The sequence below is a fragment of the Rickettsiales bacterium genome (assembly GCA_035765535.1).
Classification (GTDB): domain Bacteria; phylum Pseudomonadota; class Alphaproteobacteria; order Rickettsiales; family JABCZZ01; genus JABCZZ01.
Genome location: DASTXE010000001.1, coordinates 55,303 through 73,714 on the forward strand (window position 1 = coordinate 55,303; position 18,412 = coordinate 73,714).

18 protein-coding genes, 1 tRNA gene and 1 other RNA gene are annotated in these 18,412 nt (G+C 50.8%); 13 read left to right on the plus strand and 7 right to left on the minus strand.

Features of this window, described 5'->3' with window-relative positions; all coding sequences use genetic code 11:
• Window positions 1-94 precede the first annotated feature (94 nt).
• The 4 genes from VFT64_00325 (at window position 95) to VFT64_00340 (ending at window position 2,808) form a co-directional block, all read left to right on the plus strand.
• On the plus strand, window positions 95-490 hold the full coding sequence (locus tag VFT64_00325; GenBank protein ID HEU5046268.1) for a hypothetical protein: 396 nt from the start codon (window positions 95-97) through the stop codon (window positions 488-490).
• Window positions 491-704: 214 nt separating this feature from the next.
• Entirely contained in the window at window positions 705-1,643 is a 939-nt protein-coding gene (locus tag VFT64_00330; protein ID HEU5046269.1) for a hypothetical protein, read from the plus strand.
• A gap of 94 nt (window positions 1,644-1,737) precedes the next feature.
• Window positions 1,738-2,370: a hypothetical protein gene (locus VFT64_00335; protein HEU5046270.1), complete on the plus strand. Its 633-nt coding sequence runs from the start codon at window positions 1,738-1,740 to the stop codon at window positions 2,368-2,370.
• Window positions 2,371-2,388: 18 nt separating this feature from the next.
• A complete protein-coding gene (locus VFT64_00340) occupies window positions 2,389-2,808 on the plus strand; it encodes a hypothetical protein (protein HEU5046271.1) in 420 nt (139 codons plus the stop codon).
• Window positions 2,809-2,810: 2 nt separating this feature from the next.
• Here VFT64_00340 and parE read toward each other — a convergent pair whose 3' ends face one another.
• The gene (gene parE, locus VFT64_00345; GenBank protein ID HEU5046272.1) at window positions 2,811-4,805 is read right to left on the minus strand and encodes a DNA topoisomerase IV subunit B; all 1,995 of its coding nucleotides are present in this window, start codon (window positions 4,803-4,805) and stop codon (window positions 2,811-2,813) included.
• An 88-nt stretch (window positions 4,806-4,893) separates the two neighbouring features.
• Between parE and VFT64_00350 the strand changes: the two genes are divergently transcribed.
• Both VFT64_00350 and rnpB read left to right on the plus strand, forming a co-directional pair.
• Window positions 4,894-5,601: an N-acetylmuramoyl-L-alanine amidase gene (locus tag VFT64_00350; protein ID HEU5046273.1), complete on the plus strand. Its 708-nt coding sequence runs from the start codon at window positions 4,894-4,896 to the stop codon at window positions 5,599-5,601.
• A 10-nt stretch (window positions 5,602-5,611) separates the two neighbouring features.
• Window positions 5,612-5,985, plus strand: an RNA gene (gene rnpB / locus VFT64_00355) — RNase P RNA component class A.
• On the opposite strand, the gene VFT64_00360 is transcribed toward rnpB, so the two are convergent.
• From VFT64_00360 to VFT64_00370, 3 genes are read right to left on the minus strand one after another with little or no spacing between them, the layout of a single operon-like run.
• The gene (locus VFT64_00360) at window positions 5,986-6,657 is read right to left on the minus strand and encodes an alpha/beta fold hydrolase (protein HEU5046274.1); all 672 of its coding nucleotides are present in this window, start codon (window positions 6,655-6,657) and stop codon (window positions 5,986-5,988) included. It abuts the RNA gene before it with no gap.
• A 35-nt stretch (window positions 6,658-6,692) separates the two neighbouring features.
• The gene (locus tag VFT64_00365) at window positions 6,693-7,088 is read right to left on the minus strand and encodes an HIT family protein (GenBank protein ID HEU5046275.1); all 396 of its coding nucleotides are present in this window, start codon (window positions 7,086-7,088) and stop codon (window positions 6,693-6,695) included.
• A 35-nt stretch (window positions 7,089-7,123) separates the two neighbouring features.
• Window positions 7,124-7,642, minus strand: a complete 519-nt coding sequence (locus VFT64_00370; protein HEU5046276.1) for a DUF2497 domain-containing protein — start codon at window positions 7,640-7,642, stop codon at window positions 7,124-7,126.
• A gap of 295 nt (window positions 7,643-7,937) precedes the next feature.
• On the opposite strand from VFT64_00370, the gene VFT64_00375 reads away from it, so the two are divergent.
• Window positions 7,938-11,513, plus strand: coding sequence for a hypothetical protein (locus VFT64_00375; GenBank protein ID HEU5046277.1), 3,576 nt, complete (start codon window positions 7,938-7,940; stop codon window positions 11,511-11,513).
• A 79-nt stretch (window positions 11,514-11,592) separates the two neighbouring features.
• Here the strand turns inward: VFT64_00375 and VFT64_00380 are convergent.
• Window positions 11,593-11,669: transfer RNA gene (locus VFT64_00380), tRNA-Pro, on the minus strand.
• A 201-nt stretch (window positions 11,670-11,870) separates the two neighbouring features.
• Between VFT64_00380 and VFT64_00385 the strand changes: the two genes are divergently transcribed.
• The 3 genes from VFT64_00385 (at window position 11,871) to VFT64_00395 (ending at window position 14,351) form a co-directional block, all read left to right on the plus strand.
• A complete protein-coding gene (locus VFT64_00385) occupies window positions 11,871-12,203 on the plus strand; it encodes a hypothetical protein (protein HEU5046278.1) in 333 nt (110 codons plus the stop codon).
• A gap of 110 nt (window positions 12,204-12,313) precedes the next feature.
• The gene (locus tag VFT64_00390; protein HEU5046279.1) at window positions 12,314-12,811 is read left to right on the plus strand and encodes a Smr/MutS family protein; all 498 of its coding nucleotides are present in this window, start codon (window positions 12,314-12,316) and stop codon (window positions 12,809-12,811) included.
• Window positions 12,812-12,866: 55 nt separating this feature from the next.
• Window positions 12,867-14,351 carry a replicative DNA helicase gene (locus VFT64_00395; GenBank protein ID HEU5046280.1) on the plus strand — a complete coding sequence of 495 codons (1,485 nt, stop codon included), beginning with the start codon at window positions 12,867-12,869 and terminating at the stop codon, window positions 14,349-14,351.
• Between the two features lie 3 nt (window positions 14,352-14,354).
• Here VFT64_00395 and VFT64_00400 read toward each other — a convergent pair whose 3' ends face one another.
• Both VFT64_00400 and VFT64_00405 read right to left on the minus strand, forming a co-directional pair.
• Window positions 14,355-15,233 carry a class I SAM-dependent methyltransferase gene (locus tag VFT64_00400; protein ID HEU5046281.1) on the minus strand — a complete coding sequence of 293 codons (879 nt, stop codon included), beginning with the start codon at window positions 15,231-15,233 and terminating at the stop codon, window positions 14,355-14,357.
• 11 nt (window positions 15,234-15,244) lie between these two features.
• Window positions 15,245-16,282, minus strand: coding sequence for a lytic transglycosylase domain-containing protein (locus tag VFT64_00405; protein HEU5046282.1), 1,038 nt, complete (start codon window positions 16,280-16,282; stop codon window positions 15,245-15,247).
• 99 nt (window positions 16,283-16,381) lie between these two features.
• Between VFT64_00405 and VFT64_00410 the strand changes: the two genes are divergently transcribed.
• The 3 genes from VFT64_00410 to VFT64_00420 are packed head-to-tail and all read left to right on the plus strand — an operon-like array spanning window position 16,382 to window position 18,374.
• Complete coding sequence (locus VFT64_00410; GenBank protein HEU5046283.1) at window positions 16,382-16,807, plus strand: Fur family transcriptional regulator; 426 nt, start codon at window positions 16,382-16,384, stop codon at window positions 16,805-16,807.
• Window positions 16,807-17,622, plus strand: coding sequence for a GNAT family N-acyltransferase (locus tag VFT64_00415; protein HEU5046284.1), 816 nt, complete (start codon window positions 16,807-16,809; stop codon window positions 17,620-17,622). Before VFT64_00410 ends, VFT64_00415 begins: the two co-directional genes overlap by 1 nt.
• Window positions 17,623-17,624: 2 nt before the next feature.
• A complete protein-coding gene (locus VFT64_00420) occupies window positions 17,625-18,374 on the plus strand; it encodes a lysophospholipid acyltransferase family protein (GenBank protein ID HEU5046285.1) in 750 nt (249 codons plus the stop codon).
• The last annotated feature ends 38 nt before the right edge of the window (window positions 18,375-18,412 follow it).

Consider the following 18,412-nt stretch of genomic DNA (forward strand, 5'->3'; position numbering starts at 1 on the left):
TCTTTTGCCCAAGGGCCTGCAATGTTGCTTTTGCTATGTTAAGACCATCAGCTATGACTCATAGTTGAGGAAAACATAACAAGAGGGCAATTTTATGAAAATCCGTTTCTTGAGTGCTGTAGTATTCTCCCTTGCCGCCAGCACGGCATTGTCTCTTCCCGCCATGGCTCAGGTCGATCCCGGCCACCCCCGTATCAACCAGGTGGAAGAAAGGGTAGAACATCAGGAAAATAATACGCTTAATGCTGCCGATCACGGTAAGCTCACGCCGGGACAGGCTGAACGCGACGAAAAGCGCGACCAGCACATCCAGAACCAGCTTCAGCGTGATGAATCCAAGCATGACGGACACATTACCAAGCGCGAACAGCGCAAGCTGAACCATGAAATGAACAGGGAAAGAATGGAAAAGCGCCGCCAGGAGCGCCGTGACCGCCACGCCAAGCATGAACGCCGCGAACATGATGAAATGACGCATCACGACCAATAATACCCTGCAAAAGCGGGAACTGAAAAAATACCCCAGTCGATTGAATTCGCTGGGGTATTTTTGTTTTTAAATGGGGCGGGTGTCACAAATATGTCATAAAACTGTCATAAGATGTTAACTTGTTCTTATCACTTATCAAATATAATATGAAGAAGATGTTACAGGTCTATAAACAGGGTGGCATGAATCCACTTGGATAGATGAGGGCGATTCAATGGGCAAAAAAATAGATAATCGTACGGTAGGTCATATTGACTATATGAATAGTCAATATGAAGCCGCGCCTGTCACCGGGCATCTGGAAAGAGTAAATGCGGCTGATTTGAAACATTTGCGTAAAATGGAATGGCGCGACGAAGGAACCGGCGAACGTCATAGTTTATACGATTTATGTGTCTATTCTGGCATGCTGGAAGCGGCGGGCGATAAGGAGGGGGCAGCGTATTTTAAAGAAATCGCCATGAAAGACGCCAAGGAAAAACATGGCGTAGGCGCACTCGGGCGGACGGCACATGCCGGTACTGGTTTTTTTAAGGGTAAATTGCTGGCTGGTGTATTGGGAATGTTTGGTGCGGATACCGCAGCAGCAGGCTTAGGAGTAGGCAATCCGCTGGGATTCCTTCCACTGATTTTTGCAGGTAAAAACGCTTTGAAGAATGATTACGGTCAGGATGCGATAAATAGCGTCATATCGATTACCAAAAAGAATACCGAGCAAATGATGGAAGAAAAAGGGTATGTGATCCCGCCAATCGAAGTGGCGGGTGTAACTTATCTGTCAGAAGAGAAATCAAAGGCTGCAACAGCCAGAGTGCTTGGAAAACCGGTAGAGGCTGGTGAAACAACGGCGGAGAATAAAGCGGCTGCACCGGCTGGCACTTCAGAGAAATCTGGACCGCAGGATAAAGAGCTCGCAGAAATAATAGCTGCAGGGCGGGCATTGGGACTGCAGGGCAACACAACATGGGATGATGTAGTCGTCACAGGTGATAGAGAGAAGATATCACAGATGGTTCAGGATAAATTGCAGGAGAGAATACAGGCTTCTCAATCTGCGCCTGCGAATGGGAATGGCGCAATAGCACCGTTACCCACGCCAACCACTGCTGCTTCGCAGGGGCAGGGAGCGTATGCAGGGGTAGGCGGTAAGTAGGCCGGGAAATTGTAACAAAAGCTTAATTTGTTGCAGGAGCAGGATGTGGTAAGATGAGATAGGATAAGCAGGGAATCTGCTTGATAGGTAAGAAATGGCGATACTCGATACAACATTGCAGGCAGCAGGTGGGGCAGCCAAAGGGGGCCTGAAAGGCTTCGGCTGGGCTACCTTGGGGCCTGCCGCCTTAACAGGGTTGGGATTGGCTGCAGCTGCTTTTGCAGGTCCTTTAGCTGTTGGGCTGGCCGCAGGTGCTGTAATCGGCGGACTGACGGGAATGTTAGGCGGGACCAGAGGCGGCCTTTTGGGCTTCGCTATCGGGGTAGCCGCCGCCGCTGCGGCAACAACAGTTGCACTGCTGACGGGACCGGTTGGCCTTGGGTTGCTGGCATTAGGTGCGGTAGGTGCAACGGCTGCTCTGGGAGCAACGATATTAGGGCCGACATTTTCTTTCTTTGGCGGGCTGTTCGGGATGGGGAAAGGCGCAAAGAATGCGCAACAGCAGCAGCAAGAAATAACGATGGATAATAAGCGTGCGCAACTGGCCGAACTGACAGCTCAGAACCAGATGCGCTCCGATTATATGGAAGCAATGGCAATGGGCGCCGCTGCAGGAGCTCAACAACAGGATGCAGGGCGTGTAGCATACGGCCCGCATAGCGCCAGGGTATTACAGCAAGAACAGCAACAGCAGCAGGGAATGCGCGCTCCAAGCTTTATTCCTTAAGGAAGTGACAGGTAACGTATGGCATGGCAGGCAGGATCTAATTTACTCGACTCGGTAAAAAACCTTGGCAGTGGTGTGCGTGATGGCGTTACCGGCGCAGGCAATGCTGGTCGAAGAGTAGGGGTAGATCCGGCCGTAAATGGAATTGCCAGCACGCTGAACCGTGGCGGTGAAATGTTCCGTAATCACGGCATCATTATGTCAGTCGTCGCGGCCTTCGCAATTGGTCCTGCTTTGATTAAAGGAATAAAAAACCTGTTCGGCGTAAAAGAAAAAGAAGTGCAGAATATTGATAACATGATTGAAGCAAAGCGCAGAGAAGCTATCGCTCAGATGCAGGTTATCGGCGCCGGAAACGGTGGTGTAAAACCGGATGGTTATTTCCAGGCCCAATATGGTGGCCGTGGCGGAAATATGGGCCCGACACCGCGCGTATAAAATTATACATCCAATTGCTCTGAAATTTCCTTGCCGCGCCGTGCGGTCTCTTCCTGAATGAATTGAAAACGGAATTCCGGCTTTTTACCCATTAACTGATCTACACGCGCGCGCGTATCATCTGCTTCATCCTCGGCAATGCCTACACGAAGCAATACGCGCTTACCGGATTGCATTGTCGTTTCCTTAAGCTGCGCTGCAGTCATTTCACCCAAACCTTTAAAACGACCGATTTCCAGCTTGCCGGGCTTTTTACTCAGCGTAGCAACGAGCGCATCTTTTTCTTTGTCATCGCGTGCGTAATGCGTGGTCGTACCATGCGTAATGCGGTAAAGCGGCGGCAATGCGAGGAACAAATGTCCGTGCCGGATGAGGCCCGGCATTTCCTGGTAGAAAAACGTCATCAACAGCGAAGCGATATGCGCACCGTCCACGTCAGCGTCGGTCATGATGATAATGCGTTCATAACGCAAATCCGCATCGTTATAATGTTTGCCCGTGCCGCAGCCCAAGGCAAGAATCATATCGGCGATTTCCTGATTCGCACGGATCTTCTCGGATGTTGCACTGGCAACGTTCAGAATTTTGCCGCGCAACGGCAATACGGCTTGTGTCTCACGGCTACGCGCCTGCTTGGCGGAACCACCTGCCGAATCGCCTTCCACGAGGAATATTTCCGTATCCTTACCATGACTGCGTGTACAGTCGGCGAGTTTGCCAGGGAGTCGCAGACGGCCCGTAACGGATTTACGGCTGACATCTTTCTCGGCTTTGCGCTTGAGGCGGTCTTCGGCATTATTGATGACGTAATTGATCAATGCGCTTGCGCTTTCATTGTCACCGGCAAGCCAATGGTCGAAATGGTCGCGCACGACATTCTCCACCCATTTGGCGGCTTCTGCGCTTACAAGTTTATCTTTGGTCTGTCCCTGGAACTGTGGATCGCGAATGAAAAGGGAAAGAATCAGCGATGAGCCGGAGAAGACGTCATCGCCGGTAATGATTCCTGCCTTTTTATTGCCTAAACGTTCGCCATAAGCCTTGATGGATTTGGTGACGGCGCTCTTGAAGCCGGACTCGTGCGTACCGCCCTCTGGCGTATGAATGGTGTTGCAATAAGAACGTGTGCTGCCTTCATCGTCATCGGAAGTCCAGGCCAGCGCCCATTCAATGCGTCCCTGGCGGTCGCTGAGTTCAGCCTCGCCCACAAAATGCTGGGGAGTAATGGTGGTCCGCCCCACGATGGTCAGTTCCAGAAAGTCTTTCAGGCCGCCCGGAAAGTGGATCGTATCTTCCGTGGGAATCTCGCTGCCTTCGGTAAGCAGGCCTGCTGCGCATTTCCAGCGTATTTCCACGCCGCGAAACAGATAGGCTTTGGAACGCGCAAGTTTATATAATTTTTCCGGCCTGAATTTATTTTTATCGCCGAATATTTGAGGATCGGGGTGAAACGTGATACTCGTGCCTTTGCGGTTCTGCACGGTACCTTCCTGGCGCAGCTTGCTCTGCGGTTCGCCGCGTGAGTAGCTTTGTTTATAAACCGTGCGGTCGCGCACAACTTCCACTTCCAGCACATCCGAAAGCGCGTTGACGACGGAAACACCTACGCCGTGCAATCCGCCGGAGGTTTCATAGGCTTTGCCGCTGAACTTGCCGCCTGAATGCAGCATGGTGAAAATCACTTCAAGGGCTGATTTCTTTGGGTATTTGGGGTGTGGGTCAATAGGAATACCACGTCCGTTATCGCGGATGGTGATGACATTATCTTCCTCGAGTTCCATTTCAATGCGGCTGGCATGCCCTGCCACGGCTTCGTCCATGGAGTTGTCGAACACCTCGCTCACAAGATGGTGCATGGCGTGCTCGTCCGTACCGCCGATATACATGCCGGGGCGGCGGCGTACCGGCTCAAGCCCTTCAAGAACTTCAATATCTTCGGCGGTATAGGTTTCGGATTTGACTGGTCTGGCTTTGTTTGAATTGAATAAATCGCTCATAATGCCCGGATTCCTTACTTCTCAAGGGCAATATATAACCATAAATCCGGGTTTGGCAAACGCGGATTTTTAGGATATTTCTCTAAAAATGCGTGCAAACGTCAGCGATAGAAGGTTTGAGATGGCGATTATAGAAAAACCGTCCCCGAATTTCGGCAGCCGCAACGGGGCTGAAATATCCATGCTGGTGCTGCATTACACGGGTATGCGCACGGCTGAAGAGGCGCTCCAGCGCTTATGCGACCCGCAGGCACAGGTGAGTGCGCATTATGTGGTGGAAGAAGACGGAACGATCTACAGGCTGGTAAAAGAGCAGGACTGCGCCTGGCATGCAGGCTTAAGCTATTGGCGCGGGCATAAAAACGTCAATAACATCTCGATTGGGATTGAGATTGTTAACCCCGGCCACGAATTCGGCTACCGGCCGTTCCCGGAAATCCAGATGCAGGCAGTAACGCTTCTGTGCAAAGATATTCTTGCGCGTCACGCTATTTCGGACGGGAATGTTGTAGGACACTCAGACGTCGCGCCGCAACGCAAACAGGACCCGGGTGAGTTATTCAACTGGAAGGGGCTGGCAGAGCAGGGAATTGGCCTGTGGCCGCAAGAGGCACAAGCTACAGAGGCGTCTTATGCGGAAGCTTTAATGGCCTATGGCTACGCAGCGCCGCAAACGCCGGAAGAGACGATCCAGCTGGTAAAAGCTTTCCAGCGTCATTTCCGTCCGGATATGGTGAATGGGCAATGGGACGGCGAATGCGATCGCCTACTTGCCGGATTGCTGAAAATGCTGTAATACGGCTCTGCCAGACGGTCGGACGGTCGCGTGCATGCAAATGTACGAGGAAAGTCCGGGCTTCACGGAAAACAGCGGCGGGTAACGCCCGCCTGGGGTAACCCAAGGGAAAGTGCCACAGAAAATATACCGCCTTTTATGAAGGTAAGGGTGAAATGGTGCGGTAAGAGCGCACCGCGCTTGCGGTAACGTAAGCGGCAGGGAAAACCCCGCTGGAAGCAAAACCAAATAGGGACTGCGCGCTGGCTCTGCCGGCAGTTGATTCCGCAGCAGCAGTCCGGGTAGGTTGCTCGAGGTAATCGGCGACGATTATCCTAGATGAATGGCCGTCTCCGCCTCGTCAGAGGTGAAAGACAGAACCCGGCTTACAGACCGTCTGGCAAATTATTGATTCAAGAAGAAGTGATTCAGCAATCCCGCCAGTGCCTGCGGCGCCTCCAGCGTGATCATATGGCCGGTATCCTCAAGCATATGGAGTTCGCAATCCGGAATCAGCTGCTGCATACGTTCCATATCGCCTTTGGCAACGATGTTATCATGCTGCGAGCCAACAAGCAGAACCGGACAACGCAATTGCGTAAGCTGGTTTTCAAGGCAAGGGCGTGTGGTGGTTTCCTGCAATTGTGCAAGCAGCACGTCGCGTCCCAACGCTTGATCCATGCTGTATAGGACTTCACGTATAGTCTCATCTGCCTGATGGGAAGGTAAAAGCAACTGCTGAATGCGATGCTCGGAAAGTCCTTTGTAAGGGTGACGGGCCAGTGCATCCATAACCTTCTGCCGGTCGCGCTTCTCATTTTCCTGCAGGCCGAAAGCCGAAGCGCCCACAATGGCTAGTGATTGTATATCGTGCGGGTGCATCAGCGCATATTCAATGGCAATATATCCGCCCATGGAAAAGGCGGCGACATTCAACGGCCCTTGCCGGACTGCCGCCTCCCGTATGGCCTGAAGCATAGCCTGCCTGTACGGGCAGCGTTCCAGTGCGATATAGGATTTTTCTAAGCGGCTGTCGAGGTGCGGATAGACAAGTTCCCAGATACGCTCATTACACATCGTCCCCGGAAGAAAATGAATAGGGTGAGTTAGCATCAGCTCTTAAACGACCAGTGCAGTTTTTCCACAAGCGGTTTGGGATCGTCATAAGGTTGGCTGCCTTTGCCCCAGACAGGTTCCGGCCATGCGCTGTCGGTAGTGAAACGCGCAATGATATGGACATGCAACTGCTTTGTCTGATTGCCCAGTGCCGCTACGTTGATTTTATGCGGATTGAAAACATTTCGGACAACGACGGAAGCAAACGAGATTTCATCCATCAGCAAATGCTGGTCCATGTCCGAAAGGTCGATTAACTCGACGGCCTTTTCCACGCGCGGCACTAGTATCAGCCACGGGAAAAGCGCGTTGTTCATCAGTATCACACGGGAAAGTTCAAGGTCCGCTACAAAGAACGTCTCATGTTCAAGCCTGTGATCCAATGCGAACATAAAGCACCTGGTTCAAATAAAATAAGGCAAGCGGCTTAGTCGTTATGCATGCTGACGATGCGCTTGATTTCTTTTTCCACGATCTTCTGGACGATGACGGGCAGATTTGTATCCAGCCAATCCTTGAGCATGGGGCGGAGGGCTTCGATCACGAGATCTTCCACCGTATTACCGCTGCGCAGAGCAGGAGAGGGAATTGTGGGAATGGAATAATCTTTCTGCGTGCTGTCTACGATCTGCTTGAAAGCAGTGGCTGCGGCATTGACGCTCGTTTCCGACATCAGCCCATCATCAATTTGCGGAGCTGCTCTCTTTGGAGCGGGGGCAGGCTTAGGCGGAGCGGAAAACACGGCTTCAACGGCCTGCAATGTATCAACCGTATTTGCAGGCTGGGCAGGCGCAGCATCGCCTTCCTTCACAACGTCCGTAAGGTCGAAGACATCTTCGGCGGGTTTCTGTTCGCCAACGGTATTATCGTCCATAATACGCTTTATGGATTGGAGGATTTCCTCCATGGATTCCGTTTGTTCAGCATTCTTCGAAGGTTCGGCCATAGTTCACCTGTGTATATCCTATCCTGACCTATTTATAATACGGCACAAAAATTAAAAACCAATAAATTTGTGTCTTCTGGCAGGCATATAGGAAGAAATAGTTGCTTTATAGTGTCCAAATAAGCGCAGGGGAGAATAATTACCCGGTGGCAGGCTCTTAAAGAAAGGAAAATAACAGATGCGTGTCTTTATAGATGAAACAGCAGTATTTCTGCATAACGACACAAAAGTTAGCTGTATTTTTACCATTTTCTTATAGAATTGGTCATGTTTAAAATAGAGGTAACCTATTTTTATGTCTATTAAAGTTCAATTCCGATGTGGCATACAAAATCCGGATACCATTAATTATATAAGTGGCATCAATCGTGGTGGAGATGAACTTCCGAGACCTGGGATTTTTTATCCTGATCCATCCAGCATCAACGGCAACGAACTCATTAGCGAAGATCCTGAAGGCGATGTTCGTCTTGTCCCTCCGAGTAATCCCAAACCCGATGATTTTATTGCCCTGACCATTAGCATTCCCGCACCAGAGGTTGTCCCGGGAATCACGCGTGCCAACCTCTCGCAAATCCTAACGAACGCAGGCATCACTCATGAAAAAAGCGCGTTCAGGTATTTCCAGGGAGGCAGCTATATGGATCTGAGGGAAGAAGCCTTGGATATTGCAAACACGGACCCGGATGCCCACCTGCCAGCAGAAAGCGTGCCTGCTTTGACCCATGCTCTTCTAGGCCCACAGGAGACAGATACAGCAACCCTCACATTCTACGACATTCCTATTTCACAATGGGATAAGTTGCAGGAAGTCGTGGATCAGATCCGGGCAGACGAAATAAAGCAGCCCACCGGCGGATGGCGGAGGGGCTTCGATAATCAAGGCAACCGGACATTCCCGACCTTTGTCGAGCCTGTCAATCCGCCACTTGCTCCGGATTTAAGGGGAACCCCGGATCTGAGCGACGTCCTCTCCCGTATCCAGAGTGCCGGCAGCGATGAGGAACTGCAGGAGGTCCTTTTTGATATTGCAAGGGTTTACACACGCTTCATGGGGGCATTTTTTGAAGGCAAAGGCTTCGTGCTTGACGTACCCGACAGGGACGGAGAAGGGGTCACTCTTATTCCTTTCGATAAAAACCTGGATTTTGATCGGGACATCAAGCCCCATCTTGATAACCCGAATTTCTGGCCCGCAACAGCTTACGCCACAGCACAGGATGACCAGACAAAAACCTCAGGCATGCATGTATTTGATGCATTGAAATGTCTGGTTGACACCAAAAGAACCATTCAATTCGCCAAAGGTGTAAAAGCAACCATTCACCAGAGGATAGAAGAAGACCTTCCTATTGAATCGGCCATCGATGCCGGTACGGGAACCAGTATCTTATCGATGCTGATGGCAGCACATGGCGCAAAACAGGTGCATGCGATTGAAATCAACGACGATACCTATGAAATCACAAAGGGATTTCTTCAGCATTGTGGATTGGGAAACGTCATAAAACTTAAAAAAGGCGATGCAACCGCCATCAATTTGAGAACCGACAATAAAAGATTGTTAGAAAAGGCAGATATTTTTATCGCCGAATGTCTTTCGACCGGCGAAATGGATGAGCCGCAAAGAAGAATCATCGATGCCATATCAAAATATCTTTCCGACGCTACATCTATTATCCCCAAGGAAGCCGAATTATGTGCAACCCTCGTTCGGGCAGACTGGCGGAACATCACACAAAAAATCGGAGAGGACAACAGTCCTGCAGCGGCACAGGAAACACTGCGGGATATCAGCCTGGAAAGACTGCTTGGTGCAAGCCAGACCCCTTTTTCACGAGGAAAAAACGGCACCATTCTACAAAATTATCAGAAATACAGCCATACAGTATATACAAACTCGCTTGTTGCCGATCGCCCCCGGTTATTATCCTCACCTTTCGTCTTCACCCCTATTCCATTTGGTTCTGGGTTCTTCCGGCTATTGCCTCCCCAGGACCCACCCAAGGACGTTCCGCAACAACCAGGCTCATGGCTCAGCCGCTTCCTGCGCAAACAAGGGCAACCCGTTCAAACAACTGCAGAGCAGACCTATACAGACCCCATCATTCAAGGTAAGTGCAAAACCGATGAGGGCGAAGATATTCCGACAACGCTGGTGCTCAGTACCAATTTTATTTTTGATAAAGCAGGTAGCGTTGCTCTGGGGCCCAGCGAATTCTTGGGTAAAGAATGGGCGTTCAGGATAAAGTTAGACGATGAATTACGGGACGCAGAGCCGGGTGAAATCAATGCGCTGGTCAGGCGGTATCTCCAATCAGGCCCCATAGATATTGATTTCAAATATACTGCAGGAATGCGGACGACTTATATGGAAGCCGCTTTGACACGATCTGGTCTTATTTTCCGGGAAGATGCAAACCTGATCGAGTATGATCGGAAGATGGCAGCAGGAGAAGCGTCCCCCCATATACCTCCCGTATTTCTTGACGATTTCCTTGCCAGGCAGGTTATGCCAGCCACAAAAAGAGTCGACGACAGAAGGAAACCGGCCGAACCTGCGATCACATCTGTAAAAACGCTGGGCATCACACAATACGACGCCGAAGGTTACCCTGACATATCCTCAGAAGGAGGAGAAGGTTACTCTAAGATGTGGTATGATACTATCGGCGATGAAGACCTGTCCATCGTCGCTAAGAATATTGGTGAATTATATCGTTACAGCCGACCTACTGACACAGGGCAGCGATTGGCAGGAGAAGGTGTATTTGTCGAAGGAGGAACAGGTACCAGCCTGCTTTCTGCAATTATGAGCGCTCCTTTCTGTACGAGCTATACAGGAATGGAAAGAAGCCCGGAAAACGTGAAAAGCCTGAACAAATGGCTGGATCCCAGTTCTGCTAATCCACGCTGGGAAAACTGGCGCGAAATTGCGGCCATATTTTATGCACAGGCCGCGCAGGGGCGGGATCCGGCCACATGGCTCGCCGAAATCAAAAACTCCGATCCTCAGGTCTACAATGCATTACGGAATTGGGCCAAAACCGAGGGTAGGGAAGGGTACATAGACAGAAATGCGAAAGATCGTTTCCTTAATCAGTACGCAGACATCGGCGGCAATAACAATCCTTATCTGGCAGCCCCGTCTGTTCCCGCATTACTAAGCGGCAAAGCCAAGTTCATCGTAGCCGATATGATTGACAAGGTAAATGGTGACCCGGCTAAGGGATTGGCGGATATCACCGCGTGGATTAACAAGGCGGACGTTGCAATCGTTCAGTATGTCGACGAATCCGTTGTCGATAATCTTCTGGCGTTGGCGCATATAATGAACAATAGAGCCCTTATGGTTAAGAAAGGAGGGCTGATGCTCTCCAATATGATGGAAGGAACATTCTTCTACGACGGGTTCGGCAAGGAATTCCGTGAATGTTACGGCACAAGCAGGGTTTTTTCTGCCATGCAGCGCTTACTGGCTTCCCCTTACAGCGGATCCTCTGAAACTGCTCTTGTGGATCACGGGGAAGACTTTCAGACTTCCCGGCAGGGATATAGTGGGGTTACCGCACTGACAGGGATACGCAATAACAGGACATTCCAGAATGGCCGGGAGCTTCTGAGTGCCTTGCATGAACGCTATCCCGATATCCGCGTTGTAAAAATGGGCAACAGGTACGGATATTGCTTCCAGGATGAACTGCCAGCAAAGGCCGGGGATATGCTGACTAAATATCTGGACCGTAGCGTTCCACAGCGAACCGGTATCGCTTTTTCCACACTACTGTCTGAAATCAAGAGAGGACAATCCCTTGCAAGCAAAATCACCGATCTTGCAAGAAGTGGAACTGCGGGACATCGCAATAGATGAGATATTTTGAGTAGTAGTAATCCGGTGGCAACGGGTGGTTTTCAATTTTTCCAAACTTTACATAAGCTTCTGATTTTCATGGTCGGGGCGACAAGATTTGAACTTGCGACCCCCAGTCCCCCAGACTGATGCGCTACCAGGCTGCGCTACGCCCCGACTCTATCAAGATTGCTTAAAGCGCGACCTACTTAACACAGCTTCTGACGCCATTCAACTGATTTGAGGCGTAACCATTAAACACTATTGCAAAAAATTAATAAAAGCATGAAGCGGGGTTAATAATGCCTGTGCTAGCGTTTTACAACGCACAGTGCAAAGGTGCGGCATTTGGTTCAACTCTTAATTATATGGACATTTATGAAACGTATTCTTACTGCGGCCTTTGTCGCAGCTACCATGCTCTCCGCACCGGTTTTCGCACAGGAAGCTCCTCCGGCTCCGGGAAGTCATCCAGGCGACCATATGGAGCACCGCATGGAACATCAGGAGCGCCGCGAAGAACGTCATGAAGAGCACCAGGAAAAGCGCGAGCAGCATCACGAAGCAAATCAGGAGAAGCGCCAGGAGCGCCATGAAGAACATCATGAAAAGCGCGAGCAGCGCCGCGAAGAACGCCGTGAGCGCCATAAGGAGCACCGTGAGCATCGCGAAGAGCGCCACGAAGAACATCATGAAGAGCACCATCAGTAAGCGCTCTTTTGGTAATGAACTCGGAAAGGGCACATGGCTTCATGTGCCCTTTTGTCTATGAGCTTTCAGAAAGAATGGTTATACTGAACGCATAGGAAGGTATGAATTCTATGCGCGCAAAACCACCTGTGCTTGATAAACCGTTCAAAAAAGAACGAGCGCTTTCGCAGGAAGAAAAAATATTATGGCAGCGTGTTGTTGCCGGTGAGGCCGTGGCATTGCCACGAAAGGCGCATGCAAAAGAAGCAGCATCCGAAAGTTCCCTTTATCGCAGCGCAGATACTGTTTCCCATGCGCGAAGCAAAGTGCGGACGGAGGAAGTCAAAACTACGCTTGACCTGCACGGTCATACATTAAATACGGCCTATAACGCCCTACACAAATTTATGATGCGGGCAAAAGAACAAGGAATCGCAAAAGTAATAGTCATTACAGGTAAGGGCAGGGCGGAAGGTTTTGGTTCCTTGCGCGGAATGCTGCCTTACTGGCTTCAGGAGACGGAGTTGAAATACTACGTGACGGGCTTCCGCCATGCGGATGCAAGGCAAGGTGGCGATGGCGCCTGGGTTGTGCGGCTGCGAAAAGAAAAGCAAGGGCGCAATCGCTGATTGCCTAAAATTTTTCCTATAGGATTTTTTTCTAATTTGTGTACTCTGAATGCCTATGGCTACACAGAATACGTTATCGATTACGGAAAATATCAGCGAAAACAGCTTCCGCCAGCCCCCGCATAACATGGAAGCGGAGCAGGCATTGCTGGGAGCGATCCTCGTCAATAACGAAGCCATGCATCACATCGGAGATTACTTGCGTGCAGAGCATTTTTATGTGCCCGTGCATCAGCGCATTTTCACCGCCATCCAGTCCTTGTTCGATAAGGGGTTGATCGCTAACCCCATTACGCTAAAATCGCATTTCGATCAGGATGAAGGCCTGCAGGAAATTGGCGGCGGCGGATATCTGGTCCGGTTGGCGGCGGCGGCTTCCTCCGTCATTAATGTGAAAAGCTATAGCGAAGTCATTTACGATGCCGCACAGAAACGTTCGCTGATCACCATCGGCGAAGATGTGGTCAATACTGCATATAAAAGTGATCTGGATGTTTCGGCAGGTGAGCAGATAGAACATGCGGAGCAGAAACTCTTTGTGCTTGCCTCCGAAGGGATTTCCGAAAACAGCTTCCGCCAGATCAAGCACGGCATGATCGAAGCCATACAGCGTGTCGAATATGCGTTCCGTAATAGCGACCGCGTTATCGGCGTACCGACGAAACTGATCGACCTGGATAAAATGCTGGGCGGTCTGCACAAGTCGGACCTGCTGATTTTAGCGGGTCGTCCTTCCATGGGCAAAACCGCTCTGGCGACGACGATTGCGCATAATGCGGCAGAATATTTTTACGAAGAATCATTGAAGAATCCAGGAACAAAGCCGCAATCCGTGGGCTTCTTTTCATTAGAAATGTCGGCCGAACAGCTGGCTTCCCGTGTATTGGCGGGGGCTACGAGGCTGAACTCGGGTAAGATGCGTAAAGGCGATCTCACACCAGATGAATTTGCCGTGCTTGTAAAGGAAAGCAATAAACTGTCGCAGCTGCCTATCTTTATCGACGATACACCAGCTCTCTCCATCTCCGCTGTCAGGGCGCGTGCGCGCAGGCTCAAGCGCGTAAATAATCTCGGCTTCCTTGTGGTGGATTATCTGCAGCTCATACGCGGTTCGTCCACCGCATCACAGGCAAATCGCGTGCAGGAAGTTTCGGAAATCACGCAAGGGTTAAAGGCAATTGCCAAAGAACTGAATATCCCGGTTATGGCACTATCGCAGCTTTCGCGCGCGGTGGAACAGCGCGACGATAAAAGACCGCAGCTGTCTGACCTGCGTGAATCGGGCAGTATCGAGCAGGATGCAGACATCGTGATTTTCGTATTCCGCGAAGAATATTACCTGATGCGTAAAATGCCGCGTGAAGGCACGCCTGAGCACGCGACATGGATGGAAGAAATGGAGAAGGTGCACGGTATTGCGGAAGCCATCGTGGCCAAACATCGTAACGGTGGGGTAGGCAACGTCGCAATGCACTTCCATTCTGAAACCACGCGATTCGAAAATCTCGAAAGGGATTATGCGCTGCCGGAATTTGAATAAGATTTAAGCCGCAGGATTTAATAACCAGATTTTTAAATGATCCCGCATTTTCGCCGGCATCTCAGGTGAAAGATGATACCGCTCGACGCTGGAAAGATGCGGCGTTTCATCGATCTGGTATTTTAACTTAGCCTGCAAGTGATTAGCTTTGAAGAACTCCTGCAGCCGTTCTTCACTGTCAAAGGCGGCCTCATACATATTGCGGTCGGTCAGGCCGGAAAGCGCCTGACGAAGGCGTTTCCGGGCTTCTGAAATTTTACGCGCCTCTGCTTTGAAAACGAAATCGGGTGTCATCCAGAAACCTCCGGAAAACTCACTCAGCAGCGTCCGGATATGCTGGGTCAGCAAATCCCTTTCGGCTGCAGAGAAATAATGCATAAGCCCTTCATGCACGATGATGAGCGGCTGGTTCCGCTGGAAATGTTGGCAGGCATTCCGAAGCTGTTCCATGTCCAGAGCATTGGCCGTCACAATTTTATGTCTATCATAAGCTTCATGCGGAAACTCAGAACGCAATTGTTCGACAAGTTTTGTCTTTTCGCGGTTAAGATCTTCCAGGTCGGATTCCACATACACCATCTGCGGATCGCGCAGCATAGCGAGCCCGCGCAGCGAAAAACCGCTGGCAAGCTCCAGCACTTGCTTGATGCCGGACTGAGCGATCAGATGGACGGTGCTCTTGTAACGCGCTTCCAGCATGACGGCATATTCTTTCAGCATGTCGCTATCGAGCGAATAGTCCCGGATAATAAAGTTGAACGCCTCTCCTGCGCCGATATGTTCTGACACAAACTTGGCAAAAGGGATATCCGTGAACTGGCGGGCATAGGCCACCAGTTTGGCAGTAATGCTGATCTTGCTATGATCGATTGCGATCGTCATGGCGAATCGGCCTAATTATCAAATACGAAGAGGCTGTTATTAGGCCCGGTTTTGGCGGCTTCCGCATCCGTATGTACGATGTGCGGGTCGGGCGAGAACTGTCCCTTTTCGGTCGCGGTGCTGGCTTTTACAACTCTGGCAGCCTGAAGGTCTGTTTCAGCCTGGCGATGAGAGGAGCGTTGTTGGGATTTTTGGGGATACGTGACGAACTGGTCGTTGGCCATATCTTCACGTACGGAAGCGGTAGAAGCGGCGTTATGCGAAGGACGAATGACCAGCACGCCCTTTTCGCGCGTGCTCTCATTATAAACGGAGATGCTATGCAGGCGGAAAGGGTGATAGCTATGCCGGGGAGCATGACGTGTGCCGTTGCTGGCAACTTCTTCCGGTAAGGATATGGGGGCGGTCTGGGGAGCTTCGCCTTTGAGTGCAAGCTTGCCCGTATGTGCTTCCGCAATTTTATTGATGATGCGGCTCCATGAGCCGAACACCAGCCTTGAATATTGCTCGCCAAAAATCGGCGTGCGGGAATGATAATCGCCGGTAGCTTTACGCCAAGAGCCTTCTTCGTTGAAATTCTGCTTTAGGAAGCGTGCCGCGTAGGCAATGTTATAGGCGGGATCGAATGCCTGGTCGAGGCTTGCGAAAGCATTGGGATGATGATGCAGATTGACCTGCATGCAGCCCACGTCAATGCTCTGAAATCCGCGTTTCTGCAGCTCGCGCACGGCGGCTATGGCCTGTTCCTTTGTATCGAAGAAATAGCCTTTGCCCTCAACATTGATGGTCCAAGGCCAGGGCAGGCTCAGGCCGATTTCTTTATTATACCGACCGGATTCCGTGGAGGCGATGGCGGCCAGCAGATGCACGGGAATGCCGTATTCGCGCTCGTGGCGCGGCAGATAGGCTGTGCATAATTTCGCGCCCTGTATCAATGCGCTGTCATTCGTGCCTGCGGTTGCTTTATCAGCCGTGCCGAGCAAAAGAACAGCCAGTGCAGCTGCGGCTGCGGCACATTTCGGCATTGTGAAAAACAGGGCTGAACGCATGCCAATAGCCTACCTGAAAAAGTGAGCAATCGCAAGGCAATAACTACTTTTGTAGATATATAACTTGCTTAGCTCGGTTTTCCGTGTAAGTATCTGCCCATGTTAACGAGTTTGGAAAAGAAATGTGCTGAAAGCGGGCTCAAAATGACAGAGCAGCGCCGGATCATCGTGCGCGTTTTGTCGGAGTCCGGGGATCATCCCGACGTAGAGATGATTCACCAGCGTGCCCATAAGCTTGACCCGAAAATCAGCATTGCAACCGTGTACCGCACGATGCGTCTGTTTGAGGATGCGGGCATTATCGAAAAACATGACTTCGGTGACGGTCGCGCGCGCTATGAAGAAAGCGGCGCTGATCATCATGACCACCTGATCGATATGAAAAGCGGGAAGGTAATCGAATTCAGTAACGAGGAAATAGAGAAACTGCAGCACGTTATTGCGCGCAGCTTCGGTTATAAACTGGTAGATCACAGGCTGGAGCTGTATTGCATGCCCCTGGAAGAGGAAAAGACGGAACGCTGATGATATCTGAGGACATGCTGGAAACGGTTTCATTCGATGAGATTTATTCGGGCCGTCTTGCCGTGCGTATTGCAAGAACGAAGGCCGAAATCGAATCCGCGCAGAGACTGCGCTACCGTGTATTTTATAATGAAATGGGAGGCGTTCCTTCCGAAGAGATGCGCGCGATAGGCCGCGATTTCGACGGATTCGACCCTTACTGCGACCATCTGCTTGTAATCGATTATGACCTTCCGGCCACGGAAAGCCAGGTCGTAGGCACCTACCGCCTCCTGCGCCGCAGCCGAATGAAAGACCTGAAGCATTTCTACACGGAAACGGAATTCAACATCGCTGCTTTCAAGGACGAAGAGGGCGAGATACTGGAACTTGGCCGCTCCTGTGTGGATGCAAAATATCGTAACCGCTCCGTCATGCAACTGCTGCTGCGCGGTATCGCGGCGTATGTCACGCAGCATGACGTCAAGCTCATGTTCGGTTGCGCAAGCTTCTTCGGCACCGATATCGCCAAGCATGCTTTGCCACTATCTTATCTCTATCATTACCATCTTGCCCCTCAGGAAATCCGCGCGAAAGCATTGCCGGACCAATATGTGGAGATGAATCTTATCCCTAAGGAAGAGATTGACGTGAAGAAAGCGTTTGCCGGACTGCCTGCGCTGATCAAGGGCTATTTGCGCATCAGCGGCTATATCGGACAGGGCGCGGTGATCGATCCGCATTTCAATACGATCGACGTTGGAATCGTGGTGAAGACCGATCTTGTTTCCTATAAGTACGCCCAGCGTTACTCCACCCCGAACGCCAAAAACTGAACATGGCAAGGCTAGCGATAAGAGCATTGCTGACGGTGTTAGCTCTGCTGGTTTTGCTATTGCCTTTTTATATCACGACAGTATTGAAGATGCGTCACGCTAACGCCATGTGGGTGCGCTGGGGCTTTCATTTCGGCTCCTGGCTGTGGGGGCTGAAAGTGCAGGTGGAAGGCACCGTTTCTCCCAAACGACCGCTATTATTGGTATCGAATCATTTTTCCTATCTGGATGTGTTTGCGCTGGGCGGCGTGGCGGATATGCGTTTCACTCCTAAAAGCGAAGTAGCCTCCTGGCCGGTAATTGGATTCTTCTGCAAGATTACAGGCTGCGTGTTCGTCGACCGCCGCCGCTCGAAAACCGCTGAATATAAACAGGTGCTGCATGAGGCGGTCCAATCCGGCGTGCCGTTGAGCCTGTTTCCCGAGGGCACGACGAATGAGGGCGCAAGCCTGCTGCCGTTCAAGTCCTCCTTCTTCAGCATTGCGGATAATGAAGAAGTGAGCGTGCAGCCCATAAGCGTAATTTATGAGAAAGTGAACGGTGCGCCGCTGACACTGGCCAACCGCCATCTGGTGGGCTGGTATGGGGATATGGATTTCTTTCCACATGCAGCAGCTTTCCTGCGCCAGAAATCAGCTAATGTCAGGCTGATCTTTCACCCAGAGGTGAAAGGCAGCGCATTCGCTTCACGTAAAGAACTGGCAGCTTATTGCGAGTCGGTCATTTCACCTACGATACCTAAGCTTGTATAGCATAAGTTGCTTTTTAAGATTATTTATCTGCTATAGTA

What these genes read in the sequence shown, in the direction of transcription:
- VFT64_00325 (HEU5046268.1), top strand. Translation starts at nt 95, where the DNA reads ATGAAAATCCGTTTCTTGAGTGCTGTAGTATTCTCCCTTGCCGCCAGC.
- VFT64_00330 (HEU5046269.1), top strand. Translation starts at nt 705, where the DNA reads ATGGGCAAAAAAATAGATAATCGTACGGTAGGTCATATTGACTATATG.
- VFT64_00335 (HEU5046270.1), top strand. Translation starts at nt 1,738, where the DNA reads ATGGCGATACTCGATACAACATTGCAGGCAGCAGGTGGGGCAGCCAAA.
- VFT64_00340 (HEU5046271.1), top strand. Translation starts at nt 2,389, where the DNA reads ATGGCATGGCAGGCAGGATCTAATTTACTCGACTCGGTAAAAAACCTT.
- parE (HEU5046272.1), bottom strand. Translation starts at nt 4,805, where the DNA reads ATGAGCGATTTATTCAATTCAAACAAAGCCAGACCAGTCAAATCCGAA.
- VFT64_00350 (HEU5046273.1), top strand. Translation starts at nt 4,894, where the DNA reads ATGCGTGCAAACGTCAGCGATAGAAGGTTTGAGATGGCGATTATAGAA.
- VFT64_00360 (HEU5046274.1), bottom strand. Translation starts at nt 6,657, where the DNA reads ATGTGTAATGAGCGTATCTGGGAACTTGTCTATCCGCACCTCGACAGC.
- VFT64_00365 (HEU5046275.1), bottom strand. Translation starts at nt 7,088, where the DNA reads ATGTTCGCATTGGATCACAGGCTTGAACATGAGACGTTCTTTGTAGCG.
- VFT64_00370 (HEU5046276.1), bottom strand. Translation starts at nt 7,642, where the DNA reads ATGGCCGAACCTTCGAAGAATGCTGAACAAACGGAATCCATGGAGGAA.
- VFT64_00375 (HEU5046277.1), top strand. Translation starts at nt 7,938, where the DNA reads ATGTCTATTAAAGTTCAATTCCGATGTGGCATACAAAATCCGGATACC.
- VFT64_00385 (HEU5046278.1), top strand. Translation starts at nt 11,871, where the DNA reads ATGAAACGTATTCTTACTGCGGCCTTTGTCGCAGCTACCATGCTCTCC.
- VFT64_00390 (HEU5046279.1), top strand. Translation starts at nt 12,314, where the DNA reads ATGCGCGCAAAACCACCTGTGCTTGATAAACCGTTCAAAAAAGAACGA.
- VFT64_00395 (HEU5046280.1), top strand. Translation starts at nt 12,867, where the DNA reads ATGGCTACACAGAATACGTTATCGATTACGGAAAATATCAGCGAAAAC.
- VFT64_00400 (HEU5046281.1), bottom strand. Translation starts at nt 15,233, where the DNA reads ATGACGATCGCAATCGATCATAGCAAGATCAGCATTACTGCCAAACTG.
- VFT64_00405 (HEU5046282.1), bottom strand. Translation starts at nt 16,282, where the DNA reads ATGCGTTCAGCCCTGTTTTTCACAATGCCGAAATGTGCCGCAGCCGCA.
- VFT64_00410 (HEU5046283.1), top strand. Translation starts at nt 16,382, where the DNA reads ATGTTAACGAGTTTGGAAAAGAAATGTGCTGAAAGCGGGCTCAAAATG.
- VFT64_00415 (HEU5046284.1), top strand. Translation starts at nt 16,807, where the DNA reads ATGATATCTGAGGACATGCTGGAAACGGTTTCATTCGATGAGATTTAT.
- VFT64_00420 (HEU5046285.1), top strand. Translation starts at nt 17,625, where the DNA reads ATGGCAAGGCTAGCGATAAGAGCATTGCTGACGGTGTTAGCTCTGCTG.